The sequence below is a fragment of the Arthrobacter sp. MDT2-34-1 genome (assembly GCF_059091365.1).
Genome location: NZ_JBNHGO010000001.1, coordinates 1,534,118 through 1,547,272, shown reverse-complemented (window position 1 = coordinate 1,547,272; position 13,155 = coordinate 1,534,118). Strand labels below are relative to the sequence as shown.

At 68.9% G+C, this 13,155-nt stretch carries 11 protein-coding genes; 8 read left to right on the top strand and 3 right to left on the bottom strand.

The genetic code is table 11. From position 1 onward, the window contains the following. Position 1: 1 nt before the first annotated feature. Genes AC5RVV_RS07185 through AC5RVV_RS07175 form a run of 3 tightly spaced genes read left to right on the top strand, consistent with a single transcriptional unit; the run spans position 2 to position 1,451 of the window. Complete coding sequence (locus AC5RVV_RS07185) at positions 2 to 520, top strand: DUF4244 domain-containing protein (protein ID WP_494000650.1); 519 nt, start codon at positions 2 to 4, stop codon at positions 518 to 520. Positions 521 to 523: 3 nt separating this feature from the next. After that, positions 524 to 964, top strand: a complete 441-nt coding sequence (locus AC5RVV_RS07180; RefSeq protein ID WP_494000649.1) for a TadE family type IV pilus minor pilin — start codon at positions 524 to 526, stop codon at positions 962 to 964. Next, positions 951 to 1,451: an Rv3654c family TadE-like protein gene (locus tag AC5RVV_RS07175; RefSeq protein ID WP_494000648.1), complete on the top strand. Its 501-nt coding sequence runs from the start codon at positions 951 to 953 to the stop codon at positions 1,449 to 1,451. The genes AC5RVV_RS07180 and AC5RVV_RS07175 overlap by 14 nt, the downstream gene beginning before the upstream one ends. Before the next feature lie 124 nt (positions 1,452 to 1,575). On the opposite strand, the gene AC5RVV_RS07170 is transcribed toward AC5RVV_RS07175, so the two are convergent. Beyond that, a complete protein-coding gene (locus tag AC5RVV_RS07170; protein WP_494000647.1) occupies positions 1,576 to 3,930 on the bottom strand; it encodes a DEAD/DEAH box helicase in 2,355 nt (784 codons plus the stop codon). A gap of 189 nt (positions 3,931 to 4,119) precedes the next feature. After that, a complete protein-coding gene (locus AC5RVV_RS07165; RefSeq protein ID WP_494000646.1) occupies positions 4,120 to 4,794 on the bottom strand; it encodes a GNAT family N-acetyltransferase in 675 nt (224 codons plus the stop codon). Between the two features lie 97 nt (positions 4,795 to 4,891). Between AC5RVV_RS07165 and trhO the strand changes: the two genes are divergently transcribed. After that, complete coding sequence (trhO, locus tag AC5RVV_RS07160; protein ID WP_494000645.1) at positions 4,892 to 5,797, top strand: oxygen-dependent tRNA uridine(34) hydroxylase TrhO; 906 nt, start codon at positions 4,892 to 4,894, stop codon at positions 5,795 to 5,797. 141 nt (positions 5,798 to 5,938) lie between these two features. Here trhO and AC5RVV_RS07155 read toward each other — a convergent pair whose 3' ends face one another. Then, complete coding sequence (locus AC5RVV_RS07155; protein WP_494000644.1) at positions 5,939 to 6,517, bottom strand: GNAT family N-acetyltransferase; 579 nt, start codon at positions 6,515 to 6,517, stop codon at positions 5,939 to 5,941. Positions 6,518 to 6,645: 128 nt separating this feature from the next. On the opposite strand from AC5RVV_RS07155, the gene AC5RVV_RS07150 reads away from it, so the two are divergent. The 4 genes from AC5RVV_RS07150 (at position 6,646) to AC5RVV_RS07135 (ending at position 12,993) form a co-directional block, all read left to right on the top strand. Continuing rightward, on the top strand, positions 6,646 to 8,256 hold the full coding sequence (locus AC5RVV_RS07150) for a DUF7059 domain-containing protein (protein WP_494000643.1): 1,611 nt from the start codon (positions 6,646 to 6,648) through the stop codon (positions 8,254 to 8,256). Between the two features lie 79 nt (positions 8,257 to 8,335). Beyond that, on the top strand, positions 8,336 to 8,989 hold the full coding sequence (locus AC5RVV_RS07145; RefSeq protein WP_494000642.1) for an ArsR/SmtB family transcription factor: 654 nt from the start codon (positions 8,336 to 8,338) through the stop codon (positions 8,987 to 8,989). Between the two features lie 178 nt (positions 8,990 to 9,167). Next, the gene (gene topA, locus AC5RVV_RS07140; RefSeq protein ID WP_494000641.1) at positions 9,168 to 11,888 is read left to right on the top strand and encodes a type I DNA topoisomerase; all 2,721 of its coding nucleotides are present in this window, start codon (positions 9,168 to 9,170) and stop codon (positions 11,886 to 11,888) included. A gap of 88 nt (positions 11,889 to 11,976) precedes the next feature. Continuing rightward, positions 11,977 to 12,993, top strand: a complete 1,017-nt coding sequence (locus AC5RVV_RS07135) for a Ppx/GppA phosphatase family protein (RefSeq protein WP_494000640.1) — start codon at positions 11,977 to 11,979, stop codon at positions 12,991 to 12,993. Positions 12,994 to 13,155 lie beyond the last annotated feature (162 nt).

The window sequence follows — 13,155 nt, the reverse complement described above, 5'->3', positions numbered from 1 at the left end:
CATGTTGTCACTGGCCGAAATCCGGGACCGCACACCACGTTCGCTGCCGCCGAACTCTGCAGTGCAACTACCCGAGGACAAGACGGCGCGACAGATCGCGGCGGCGCAACCACCCGGGGCCACGGCGAGGCAACCGTCCGCGGCGCAACCACCCGCGCCCGCTCAGCTGACCGCGACGGCGCAACCACCCGGGGCCACGGCAGGGCAACCATCCCCATCAGCGGAACCGACCGGGAACGCCGCGGCACAACGGTCTGCGGCGGCACTACTGCCCGCGGCGCCAGACGGCCCCGGCAGTCTGGCGGATGTCATTGACTTCCCGGCAGGCGGTCGGAACAGGCTCGCCCGGAGAAACTGGCGGCACCTGACCGGCTCCGAAGCCGGAATGGCTACCGCCGAGTATGCGATCGCGACGCTTGCCGCGGTGGCGTTCGCCGGTCTCTTGGTCCTGATCCTGCGAAGCGGCGAAGTCCGCGGCATGCTCACGGACTTGGTGGAGCTGGCGCTGAGGGCGGTCTGACCGATGTCTGTGCGGCGCCCCGCCCGCTCCAGCAGCGGCCGGTGTGCCCCGGCCGCCCAGCGCGCCGGCGAGCGCGGCAGCGTCACGGCGGAGTTCGCCGTTGTCCTGCCCTCCGTCGTCGTCGTGCTGGCTTTCCTGCTGGCCGGTGCGGCCGCCGGAGCAGCACAGCTGAATGTGGAGAAGGCCGCACAGGCGGCGGTCCGGCAGCTCGGCCGCGGCGAGCCGGAGACAGCAGCCGCCCACACGGTCCGCACCATCGCTGGGGACGGCGCTACGTTGGCGTCCGGCAGCGGCGGCGGCTGGGTTACGGTCCATGTTACTGCTCAGGTATCCGGTCCATGGCCCGGGGTTGGCGGCTGGACGCTGGAGGCCCGGGCAACCGCGCCTGCCGAGCCGACCGGCGGGCCGGTGATTCCGTCAGGCGCAGGACATGGAGCCGGCTAAGCGACGGCCGGCGCCCCGTGCCGCACCACCCGGTGCGGGTGCCGGTTCCGGAGCAGCCGGACCCGACAGCACCGACCACGACCACGGCGCCGGCGCTGGCGTCACCGGACCGCACGGCACGGACCACGGCGCTGGAACGGTGCTGTCGGTGGGGCTGGTGCTCATGCTGTGCCTGATGCTCGCGGTGCTCGTCACGGTGATGCAGGCGGGCTTGGCATCGGCGCGGGCGGGGAAGGCGGCCGACCTGGCTGCCTTGGCCGGCGCCGATGCTGCCCGCGGCCTGCTGGCCGGCGAACCATGTACCCTGGCCGCAGACGTGGCACGCAAGCAGGACGCCGAGCTGCTGGCGTGCCGCCGTTCCGGACCCGGCGGTGTGGTGGTCGACGTCCGAACCCGAACCCGGCTGCCCGACGTGCTGGGGTGGCTTGACGGACAGTGGACGCATGCCGAGGGCCGGGCACGTGCGGGGCCACCACCGGGCGGGTAAGCCATCAACAGCGTGGGGTGGGCCAGCCCCAAGGCGATAACCATCGGCAGCGCGGACGAAGCGCTGTTTCCCGCCAGGCGCGTGCAGTGTTTGCCGAGCCACGCGGGGCGGCGGGGCCCCTTAGCTAGGCGACGGCCGCCTGGTGCCTGTCGGAAGGGGCAGGGCCAGCTTGGGAAAGCAGAGCCTCGATCAGCGTGACCGCCCCCGACTTGTCCAAGGGATTGTTCTTGTTGCCGCATTTGGGGGACTGCACACAGGAGGGGCAGCCCGTTTCGCACTCGCAGGACCGGATGGCGTCCCGGGTGGCCGCCAGCCAGATCCTGGCTGCCTCAAAGCCACGCTCGGCGAAGCCTGCGCCGCCGGGATGCCCGTCGTAGACGAAGATGGTCGGCTTGCCGGTATCGGCATGCAGTGCCGTCGATACCCCGCCGATGTCCCACCGGTCGCTGGAGGCCACCAGCGGGAGAAGCCCGATGCCGGCATGTTCGGCCGCATGCAGGGCACCGGGTACACGGGCCGCGACCAACCCCGCCGACGTCAGTTGCTGCTCGCCGATGGTGAACCAGACGGCCTTGGTGAACAGTTCCCTGGCACCAAGATCCAGCGGCTCTTCGCCCAGGATCTCGTTGGAGATGAAGGCCTTGCGCTGGAAGGAGACGACTTTGGTGGTGACCTTGACGTCGCCGAAACAGGCCTGGACTTCGCCCCACTGCTCGGTTCGCTGCGCGCCGAGCACTTCGATCTGCGTGACGTCGCGGGCCTGGGTGTAGTAGTCCGGACTTCCCCGGGTCACCATCGCGCAGTGGTCCTGCTCGTTCAGTTCATCCACGACGTATGTCGTGCCCTGGTGCACGTACACGGCGCCATTGTGTGCCTGATAGTGCGACTGCGGGGAGTCCATGGTCCCGAGCAGTGTCCCGGATTCCGTTTCGACAATGCTGATGGGCCCGCCGCCGTCGGCCCGCAGGTTCACCATGGCCGCCGCGCTTTCCGGATGGGTCCAGTACCAGCCGGCCGGCCGGCGCCGGAGATAGCCGTCGGCGGTCAACTGGTCGAGCAGGGCGGGAGCCGCGCCGCCGAACAGCCCGATGTCCGCGGGCGTCAACGGAAGCTCCTGGGCCGCGGCGCACAGGTGCGGTCCCAGGACGTAGGGGTTCGACGGGTCGAAAACGGTCGCCTCCACGGAGACGTCGAAGACGGCCTCGGGGTGGTGGACCAGATACGTGTCCAACGGATCGTCGCTGGCCACAAAGGCAGCCAGCGCGTCCTGCCCGGACCGGCCGGCGCGGCCGATCTGCTGGAACAAGGAGGCGCGGGTGCCCGGCCACCCCGCGACCAGGACGGCGTCCAGTCCGGAGATGTCGATGCCCAGCTCAAGCGCCGAGGTGCTCGAGACGCCCAGCAGTTGCCCCGACCTGAGCTTGGCTTCCAGCTCGCGGCGTTCCTCCGGCAGGTAGCCGGAGCGGTAGGCAGCCACCCGCCCGGGCAGCGAGGGGTGGACGTCGTCCAACAGCCGTTTGGTGATGGAGGAAATCGTCTCGGCACCACGCCGGGACTTGATGAAGGCGATGGTACGCACCCGCGCCGCGACGAGATTGGCCAGCAGGTCGGAGGTCTCGGCAACCACCGTGCGCCGTTCCTTGGCGCCGTTCTCGCCTTTGAGCTCGGTGAGCTGGGGTTCCCAGAACGCTACGGTCGTGGAGCCGTGCGGCGAGCAGTCTTCGGTTACCGCCTCTGCTTCCGCGCCGATCAGCCGACCGAAGGAGGTTGCGGGGTCCGCGGAGGTGGCGGAAGCGCCGATAAACACGGGGTCCGCCCCGTAACTGGCGCAGACGCGGCGCAACCGCCGCACGAGATTGGCAACATTCGAGCCGAAGACACCGCGGTAACTGTGCGCCTCGTCAATGATCACGAAGCGGAGCCGGCGGAAGAACCGTGCCCACCAGGCGTGGTTGGGCAGGATCCCGAAGTGCAGCATGTCCGGGTTGGCCAGCACGAAGTTGGCATGGTCCCGGATCCAGCGGCGGGCACCCGGATCGGTGTCGCCGTCGTAGGTTTCCGCCCGCACGGTGGGCAGCTTCAGCGCCTTGATCGCCGCCAGCTGGTCGGCCGCCAACGCCTTGGTCGGGGCCAGGTACAGGGCGACGGCGCCGCTCGGCTCGAGACTCACGGTGTCTGCCAGGGCCGTCCGGTGGATGGCGTCCAGGGCCGGCATCTGGTAGGCCAGCGACTTTCCGGAGGCAGTTCCCGTGGCAATGATCGTATGGCGGCCCTGATGGGCACCCTCGGCGGCGCGCACCTGATGGCGCCACGGCTCGTGCACACCGAGCGAGGCATAGGCGGCACGGATGTCACCGTGGACCCACTCCGGCCACGGCTCGACCACCGCCTCCCGGGCCGGAAGCTCGCGGACATGCACCAGTTGCTCAGGCTCCGGACCGGAGCCGAGCAGCGGAATCAGAGAATCGTGCAGGGCCACCCGAACATTGTGTCACCACACCGGGGCGCGGCGGGCAGCACCCGCAGTACGGCAGCTGCGGGCCGTGCGGGCCGGCTGCACGGGTGAGCGCGCCGCACCGATCGGCCAAGCAGCACGGGTGGGCCGGGCTGCATGGGTGGGCCGGCCTGCATGGGTGGGAACGCAGCACCGGTGCCAGGCAGCAGGCGGTCAGCCCTCCGCCACGGGCTTGAGGATCATCACATCGCAGACCGTGTCCCAGCCCAGGTGCCGGTACAGCATCTGGCCGTCGTGCGAGGCGATCAGCAGCCCGGTGTCCACCATGTGCTCCAGCACGGAGGCGATCAGCGCGCGCATCACGTGCGTGGCCAGCCCGCGCCTACGGTAGTTCAGGTCCGTTTCGATGTGGTCGAAGACCGCGAAATTGTCGACGGCGGCGGCGACGCCGTGGGCGGCCTCGTTTCCTTCATGCACCACCCGGACCTTGTGGACGTTCCCGTGCTTCTCGACCTCGGTCTTGTAATCGGGGTCGCGGTACCACGGGTCCTCGGCGTCCTGGCCGGACATGTCGGTGACCATCAGCGACTGGGCGTTGTGGTGCACCCGCAGCCCATGCTGCGGCGCCAGCTGATGGATCCGCTGCGCGTCGCGCGTCAGCACGGTGAAGATCCGTCCCGGTGACTTGGTGGTGTCGCGGGCCACGGCGGCGAATTCCTCGTCGCCGGGTTCGAACGCGAAGTACTCCCAGTCCCCGGTCTTGTCCGCCAGCAACACGGCCGGGTGTCCGTCGACCTCTTCGGCGGAGTAGCCGCGGCAGGCCGACCAGCCGGCGACCCAGGCGGCAAGGACGTCGTCGGGGACGTCAGTCGTATATTCGTGACCCATAGCAGGACTGTACCGAACAGCGGGCGCGGGCGGCATGCCTAATCGATGACAACCCTGTCACAATCCCTGATTACCGGCCACCGCGTAACCTTGATGCGTGGCTTTGAACCGGATTGTGCTTTATTACGCTTTCACCCCGTTGCCGGACCCGGACGCCGTCCGGCTCTGGCAACGCGCGCTGTGCGAGAAACTCGGCCTGCGCGGCCGGATCCTGATCTCCAAGGACGGCATCAACGGCACCGTCGGCGGAGAGCTGAACGCGGTGAAGCAGTACGTGAAAACCACGCGCGAATACCCCGCCTTCCGCGGCCTCGACGTGAAGTGGTCCGAGGGCGGGGCGGAAGACTTCCCGCGGCTGAGCGTCAAGGTTCGGGACGAGATCGTATCCTTCGGTGCCCCGGGAGAGCTCAAGGTGGACCAGGGCGGAGTGGTCGGCGGCGGGACGCACCTGCGCCCCGAGGAGCTGCACCAGCTCATCGACGCAAAAAAGGCGGCGGGCGAAGACGTGGTTTTCTTCGACGGCCGCAACGCCTTCGAAGCGCAGATCGGCAAGTTCAAAGACGCCATCGTGCCGGACGTGGCCACCACCCACGACTTCATCAAGGAACTGGACTCCGGCAAGTACGACGATCTTAAGGACAAGCCCGTGGTGACGTACTGCACCGGCGGCATCCGCTGCGAGGTGCTGTCGTCCCTGATGGTCAACCGTGGCTTTCAGGAGGTCTACCAGCTCGACGGCGGAATCGTCCGTTACGGCGAAACCTTCGGCGACGCCGGGCTGTGGGAAGGTTCGCTCTACGTCTTCGATCAGCGCATGCACCTGGAGTTCACGCCGGACGCCAAGACCATCGGGGAATGTGTCCGCTGCCAGGCGCCGACCAACAAGTTCGAGAACTGTTCCAATCCGGACTGCCGCCAGCTGACGTTGTACTGTTCCGCGTGCGCAGCGGAGCCGCAGACCCTGCGCTGCCCGGACGGCTGCCCGGAGCCTGCCGCCGCCTGACTGCCGCTGCTGACTGCCGCCGGCCGGCTCCCGTTGTGTGGCCCGGCGGCATCCGGGCCGTCCGTCCCCGGGCAGGGGAGCGTCCCGGAGCTGTTTTGTGGACGTCGCGGGCTGCCCAACGGCATCAGGTTCCGCGGCGGGTCAGGCGTTCGCGGTCTCGGGCCACAGGCCCGCGGTGGCATCCTGCGGTTCGGTGTCCTCGACCTCGGTCTTGAACACGCTCATGCCCCGCGCCTGGTAGTTGGCCACGGCCGCCGGCCCGTCCAGCGAACAGGTATGCACCCAGACGCGCCGCACCGGCGGAAACCCGTCCCAGCGGCCATGCAACTGCCAGGCCTGCCGGATGCCTTCGGTTAGCAGGGCACCGCCGAAGCCGCGGCCGATCGCCTCGGGGAACAGGCCGAAGTACATGATTTCGACGTCGGTGCCGGTCTCGCCGGGCCGGCCCAACAGTTCCACGTAGCCGGCCGGAGCGTTGCCGGTGTACAGCACCCAGGTTTCCGCCCCGGGGGCACGCACTGCCTGTTCCCATTCGCTGCGCGTGAGCACCAGCCGGTCGGCCCAGTTCCAGCTGCTGCCCACACTGCGGTAGAGGAACTTGCTGAACTCGGGGCTGATCTGCCGCACCCGCACCACGGCGGCATCATCCGGCAGCGGGCGCGAGCCCGGCACCAGCTGGGCCGGATCGGTCTGTTCAAGGTAGGTGGTGGTGACGAGCATGAGGTCATTTAACCATCAGGGAACCGCCCCGGAGGCACGGGCAGCAGTGACCGGCGGCCGCTGAAGGGCCGCGGGCACCTTGGCCGGCAGGTCCGGGGCGTGTCTGTCCGGGTTACTAGACTTGGGCCGTGGATAGTGCAGATTTCTCCGACGTTCCCCATGCGCCCGCCAGCAGCGACCGGCGGCTGCTGGCGGACCTGGCCGCCGACCTGACCACCCTGGATTACAGCGTGGACGGCGTCGCGGCGCTGCTCGGAACCGAGGCGTGGGAGGCCTTGGACCGCGACCAGCTGGTTCCGGCCGTGCTGGCCACCGCCCGCCTGCTGGAGGATCCGGCACAGGGCCGCCTGGCCGCCGTCGTGCGCCTGTGGCTGTTGGGTCGGAGCGTGCCGCCCGGGCTGCTGGCGCGGGCGTTCCCGCGCACCGGGGTGGACGGGCTCGCCGCCCTCCGGCTGGCCGAGCGCGACGGCGGTGAGTGGCGGGCCGCCGTCGACCTCCGCCCGTACGCCTTCGGCGAGACCGAGCTGTGGGTGGCCAGCGACCTCGGGGCGCACCAGCGGCCCGGCGTCCTCCGGCACGATCACGTCCTGGGCATCGGCCAGGCCTCGCTGACGCTGGCCCAGCTGACCGTCCGCACCGAGGTGGAACGGGCCCTGGACCTTGGCACCGGGTGCGGGATCCAGCTCTTCCACCTGCTGGGCCACGCCCGCCACGCCACCGCGACGGACATTTCGGAGCGGGCGCTGGCCTTCACCCGGTTCAACCTCGCCCTCAACGCCGGCGCCCTCGGGCTGGACCCGGACAACCTGGAGGAGCGGGTCAGCCTGCGGCTGGGCAGCCTGTTGGAGCCGGTGGCGGGGGAACGGTTCGACCTCGTGGTATCCAACCCGCCGTTCGTGATCACGCCGCGTCGCCCGGCCGAACGCGCCGACGAGCAGTTCACCTACCGCGACGGCGGACTGCCCGGCGATGACATCGTGGCCACCCTCTTCCGCTCCCTGCCCTCGGTGCTGGCCGACGGCGGCGTCGCACAGATGCTGGGCAACTGGGAAATTCCGGCGGGCGCGGGCAGCTGGCACGCCCGGTTGGAGCAGTGGCTGGCGCCGGACACCGACGCCTGGGTCATCCAGCGCGAGCAGCTCAGCCCGGCGCAGTATGCGCAGACGTGGCTGCGGGACGCCTCGGTGAACCGCGACCCCGAGCTGTTCGAATCCGCGTACGCCGCCTACCTGGACGATTTCGCGTCCCGGGACGTGGAGGCCCTCGGCTTCGGGCTCGTGTGGCTGCGCCGCTCCCTGCCCGACGCCGCGGCCGCCGCTGCAGGCGCAGGATTGCTGCGGAGGTTCGAGGAGATCACCTATCCGATCGAACAGCCCATCGGCCCGCACCTGGCCGCGGCGGTCGAGCGGGCCGATTGGCTGGCCGAGCACGCCGCGGACTTTGGCCGCCAGCACCTGCGGGCGGCCGAGGACGTGACCGAAGAGCGGCACCAGCGGCCGGGCGCCGAACATCCCGGCGTCATCTTGCTGCGCCAGGGCGCGGGGCTGCGCCGGACCAACCTGATGAGCACCGAGTTGGCCGGGTTCGTTTCCGCGTGCGACGGCGAGCTGGGCGTGGACCAGATCATCGGTGCGCTGGCGGCGCTGTTGGGCCGCGAGGAGCCGGACTTCGCCGGGCAACTCTCCGCCGAAGTGCGGAACCTGGTGGCAGACGGCTTCCTGGTGCCTGCCGGCGAATAGGAAATTGTTGCCGGATTGCAGTCCGGGATTGGCCGGCAGCCCCGCCCGGGAGCGGTGACCGGCATTACACTTACTGATCATGACTAAGGCTTCAAGCACGACGACCGGCCGGGCGGCCACGGCAGCGGCGGCCACTCCGGCCGAGCCGGCGGCCGGAGACAGGGTCAATATCTCCGATGCCCGCGCCATCCGTGCGCTGGCCCATAACGTGCGGCTGAAGGTCATCGAAGAGCTCTTTGATACGCAGCAGCCGGCCACCGCCACGGAGTTGGCGCAGCGGCACGGGCTGACACCCAGCGCCATGAGCTACCACCTGCGGGCGCTGGAAAAGTGGGGATTCGTCAAACGGTGCGTGAACCAGGGCGACGGCCGGGAACGGCACTGGCAGGCCGCCGCCGGACGCCTGGACGTGACCAGCGTGGCGGACAGCCGTGCCGCCACCATGGGCGTGGTGGATGTGGAACTGAACGACCTGCGCGAACGCCTGTCCAAGTACGTCAAACGGGACAAGCAATTGCCGAACCCGGACACCTGGCGGCAGGAGGGGCACCTGGCTGCGCTCAGCACGGGGCGGTTCTACCTGACCGAGGAACAACGGAAGGACCTCGGCCGGCGGATCGGCGAGATCCTGCTGGAATACAGCCCGACGACCAATCCCGAAAACCGGGGAGAAGGGGCGGAAAAGCTGTACTACGTCTTCTCCTTCCTGCCCGGCGACATCGACAACGATTAGGGCCTTGCCGCGGGCATCGGCAGCGGTCCGTTGCCGCGGAGGCAGCCGGCTGCACGCGCTGGCGTTTTCTGTTTCGCGGTACTGTTGCGGCTAACCTAGTGCTGACGGTCCTCCACCCCGCCGGGTTGGGGGACGTATTTACAAGCGCATCAACACCCTTTCTTTACGTAGGAGCACAGTGCCAGCCAAGGCCCGCGAAAAAACCGGTAAGAAACTCGTCATCGTCGAGTCCCCGGCCAAGGGCAAAACCATCGCCGGGTACCTCGGCGAGGGCTTTGAGGTCACGGCTTCCATGGGGCACATCCGTGACCTGCCCCAGCCCTCCGACCTGCCGGCCGAGCTGAAAAAGACGTCGGTCGGCAAGTTCGCAGTGGATATCGAGAACGATTTCGAGCCGTATTACGTGGTGTCTCCGGACAAGAAGAAAAAGGTGTCCGAGCTCAAGTCGATGCTCAAGGACGCCGACGAACTCTATCTGGCAACTGACGGTGACCGCGAGGGCGAAGCCATCGCGTGGCATCTGCTGCAGGTGCTGCAGCCCAAGGTGCCCGTGCACCGCATGACGTTCAGCGAGATTACCCGCGAAGCCCTGCAGCGCGCCCTGACCGAGGTCCGCGAGGTGGACACCGACCTGGTCGACGCCCAGGAGACCCGCCGGATCGTGGACCGGCTCTTCGGCTACGAACTCTCGCCGGTGCTCTGGCGCAAGGTCAAGGCGGGGCTCTCCGCCGGACGCGTGCAGTCCGTGGCTACCCGGCTGGTCGTCGAGCGCGAGCGCGAGCGGATGGCGTTCCGGGCGGCCTCCTACTGGGACCTGGTGGCAACCGTGGCGCCGGAGGACGCGGCCAAGGGCGGGGTGTTCAAGGCGAAGCTGGTCTCGGTCGACGGCAGCCGGGTCGCCGCCGGCAAGGACTTCAACGATCTGGGCCAACTCAAGGCCCGCTCCGCCGTCCATTTGGACGAGGCGGCCGCCACCGCGCTGGCAGACTCCCTGCGCAGCGCCAGCTTCTCCGTCCGCGCGGTAGAGAACAAGCCCTACACCCGCCGGCCGGCGGCGCCGTTCACCACCTCCACCCTGCAGCAGGAGGCGGCCCGCAAGCTCCGGTTCTCCGCGCGCTCGACCATGCAGGTGGCGCAGAAGCTGTACGAAAACGGCTACATCACCTATATGCGTACCGACTCGCCGGCGCTAAGCGATCAGGCCGTGAACGCCGCGCGGCGCCAGGCCTCCGAGCTGTACGGGCCCGAGTATGTCCCGGATGCCCGCCGCGTTTACAAGGGCAAGGACAAGAACGCCCAGGAAGCCCACGAAGCCATCCGGCCCGCCGGTGATTCTTTCCGCACACCCGGCCAGGTGCGCAGCCAGCTTTCCGGCGACGAGTACCGGCTGTACGAGCTGGTCTGGAAACGCACGGTGGCCTCGCAGATGGCCGACGCCAAGGGATCGACGTCGACCGTGCGGCTCGGCGCCACGGCCGGGGACGGGCGGGACGCGGAGTTCACCGCATCCGGCACCGTCATCACGTTCCCCGGTTTCCTGGCCGCCTATGAGGAGGGCAAGGACGCCGGACGCGAGGACGAGGACGATGCCACCGGCGGGCGCCTGCCGAACCTCGCCAAGGGCGACGCGCTGGACGCGCAGGCGGTCGACGCCGTGGGGCACGAGACATCGGCACCGCCGCGCTACACCGAAGCATCGCTGATCAAGACGCTGGAAGACCGCGGCATCGGCCGTCCGTCCACCTACGCCGCCACCATCTCCACCATCATGGACCGCGGCTACGTCCGCACCCGCGGCTCCGCCCTGGTTCCGAGCTGGATCGCGTTCTCCGTGGTACGGCTGCTGGAGGAGTACTTCAGCGACTACGTCGACTATGACTTCACGGCGGAACTCGAAGAGGACCTGGACCGCATTGCCCGCGGCGAGGCCAGCCGGACCGAGTGGCTCTCCGGCTTCTACTACGGGGACCGCAAGGAAACCGGCCTGAACACCGTGGTGAACGACCTGGGCGAAATCGACCCGCGCCGGATCAATTCGATCGAGATTGCCGAGGGAATCACCCTGCGGGTGGGCAAGTTCGGCCCGTATCTGGAACGCAACGGCGAGGGCGACGGCGAGGAGCCGGAGCGGGCCAATGTCCCCGACGACCTGGCTCCGGACGAGCTGACCCCGGAGAAAGCCCTCGAGCTGATGGAAACCCAGGGGCCTGGCGAGCGCGAGCTTGGAAAGGACCCGGAGACCGGCCGGACGATCGTGGCCAAGGAAGGCCGTTACGGCGCCTACGTCACCGAGGTGATCCATGAGCCGACGGCCGAGGAACTGGCCGCGCAGCCGGTGGAGTATTACAAGAACGGCAAGCCCAAGCCGCCGAAGAAGCCCGCCAAGGTCAGGCCTCGCACCGGTTCCCTGTTCAAGTCGATGAGCGCGGACACCGTCACCCTCGAGGACGCGCTGAAGCTGCTGAGCCTGCCGCGGGTGCTTGGCACCGATGCCGAGGGCACCGAAATCACCGTGCAGAACGGACGCTTCGGCCCGTACCTGAAGAAGGGCAGCGATTCGCGGTCGATCGGCTCCGAGGAGGAAATCTTCACCATCACGCTGGAACAGGCGCTGGAGATCTACGCGCAGCCGAAGACCCGGGGCGGCCGCACCGCTGCCGCACCGCTGGCCGAGTTTGGCGTGGACCCGGTGTCGGAGAAGAACATCGTGGTCAAGGACGGCCGGTTCGGCCCCTACATCACCGACGGCGTCACGAACATCACGGTGCCGCGCGCCACCAGCATCGAAGAGCTGACACGCGAGCAGGCCATCGAACTGCTGGCGGAGAAGCGCGCGAAGGGACCGGCGAAACCGGCGGCGAAGAAGCCGGTACGGCGCAAGGCCGCCGCCAAGAAGTAGCGGCCGCCCCGGCCGCCGCCCGCCGCGGTGGGGGCCGGACCCGGTGCCCGTTTGCGGTGCCCGTGCCGCAGGCCTGCATAATATGAACATGCGTCTGGGTGTTCTCGACATCGGTTCCAACACGGTGCATTTGTTGTTGGTGGATGCCCGCCCGGGTGCCCGGCCGGTGCCTTTTGCCTCGCACAAGCGGCCGCTGTCGTTGGTGGCGTACCTGGATGCCGACGGCAGTATCAGCGAAGAGGGCCAGCAGGAACTCATCGGCTTTATCCGAGAGGCCTGGCGGTTCGCCGGGCTGCACGGAGCCGAAGACATGCTGGCCTTCTGCACCTCCGCCATCCGCGAAGCGACCAACGGCAGGGCAGTATTGGACCGGGTCAAGGCGGAAGCCAATGTCACGCTGCAGGAGCTGACCGGCCCCGAGGAGGCCGGCATGACCCTGGTGGCCGTCCGCCGCTGGTACGGCTGGGGGTCGGGCACCATCCTGGACCTGGACATCGGCGGCGGCTCCTTCGAGATGGCCATCGGCCACGACGAACTACCCGAACACGCCGTATCGGTGCCGCTGGGAGCGGGCCGGCTGACCCGGGAGTGGCTGCCCGAGGACCCCCCGAGCGTGAAGAGCATCAAGGACCTGCACGGGTATATCCGCGAGACGCTGGCTCCCGCGGTCGAAGAAATTTCTGCCTACGGCCGGCCGGACATGGTGGTCGGAACCTCCAAGACCTTCCGCTCGCTGGCACGGATCGCCGGGGCCGCACCCTCGGCCGCCGGCCCGTACGTGCGGCGGGAACTGCACCGCACGGACCTGTCCCTTTGGACGCGGCGGCTGGCCGCCATGCCGGTCAGCGACCGTGTCAATCTGCCGGGTGTCTCGATGGTGCGGGCGCCGCAACTGCTCGCCGGGGCGATGGTCGCCGAGGCGGCGATGGAGATGTTCGAGACCGAGACGCTGCAGATCTGCCCGTGGGCGCTGCGGGAGGGGCTGATCCTCAAACGCTTCGATCACCTGCTCTACGACAGCGACGCCCCGGTCAGTCCCGTGGGCACCATGCTGGTGCGGCAGGCGCTGGAGCCGGCCCCCGCCGTCGAGAAGGTGGGCAGTTAGCAGCCGCGGCGCAAAACCGCGGACACGTCACGCGGCAGGGCTGCGGTGGAGGGCTTAAATGGCGACGCCGGCGAACGTTGCGGTCGGTTGGGGGAGTCAACCGCTGTTCGCCGGCGCCTGGACCGGAACCAGCAGATCCGGTCCATCATCACTCGCACCTTG

Coding starts and splice junctions, on each gene's coding strand:
- AC5RVV_RS07180 (WP_494000649.1), top strand. CDS start 524: ATGTCTGTGCGGCGCCCCGCCCGCTCCAGCAGCGGCCGGTGTGCCCCG.
- AC5RVV_RS07135 (WP_494000640.1), top strand. CDS start 11,977: ATGCGTCTGGGTGTTCTCGACATCGGTTCCAACACGGTGCATTTGTTG.
- AC5RVV_RS07175 (WP_494000648.1), top strand. CDS start 951: ATGGAGCCGGCTAAGCGACGGCCGGCGCCCCGTGCCGCACCACCCGGT.
- AC5RVV_RS07165 (WP_494000646.1), bottom strand. CDS start 4,794: ATGGGTCACGAATATACGACTGACGTCCCCGACGACGTCCTTGCCGCC.
- AC5RVV_RS07185 (WP_494000650.1), top strand. CDS start 2: ATGTTGTCACTGGCCGAAATCCGGGACCGCACACCACGTTCGCTGCCG.
- AC5RVV_RS07145 (WP_494000642.1), top strand. CDS start 8,336: ATGACTAAGGCTTCAAGCACGACGACCGGCCGGGCGGCCACGGCAGCG.
- AC5RVV_RS07155 (WP_494000644.1), bottom strand. CDS start 6,517: ATGCTCGTCACCACCACCTACCTTGAACAGACCGATCCGGCCCAGCTG.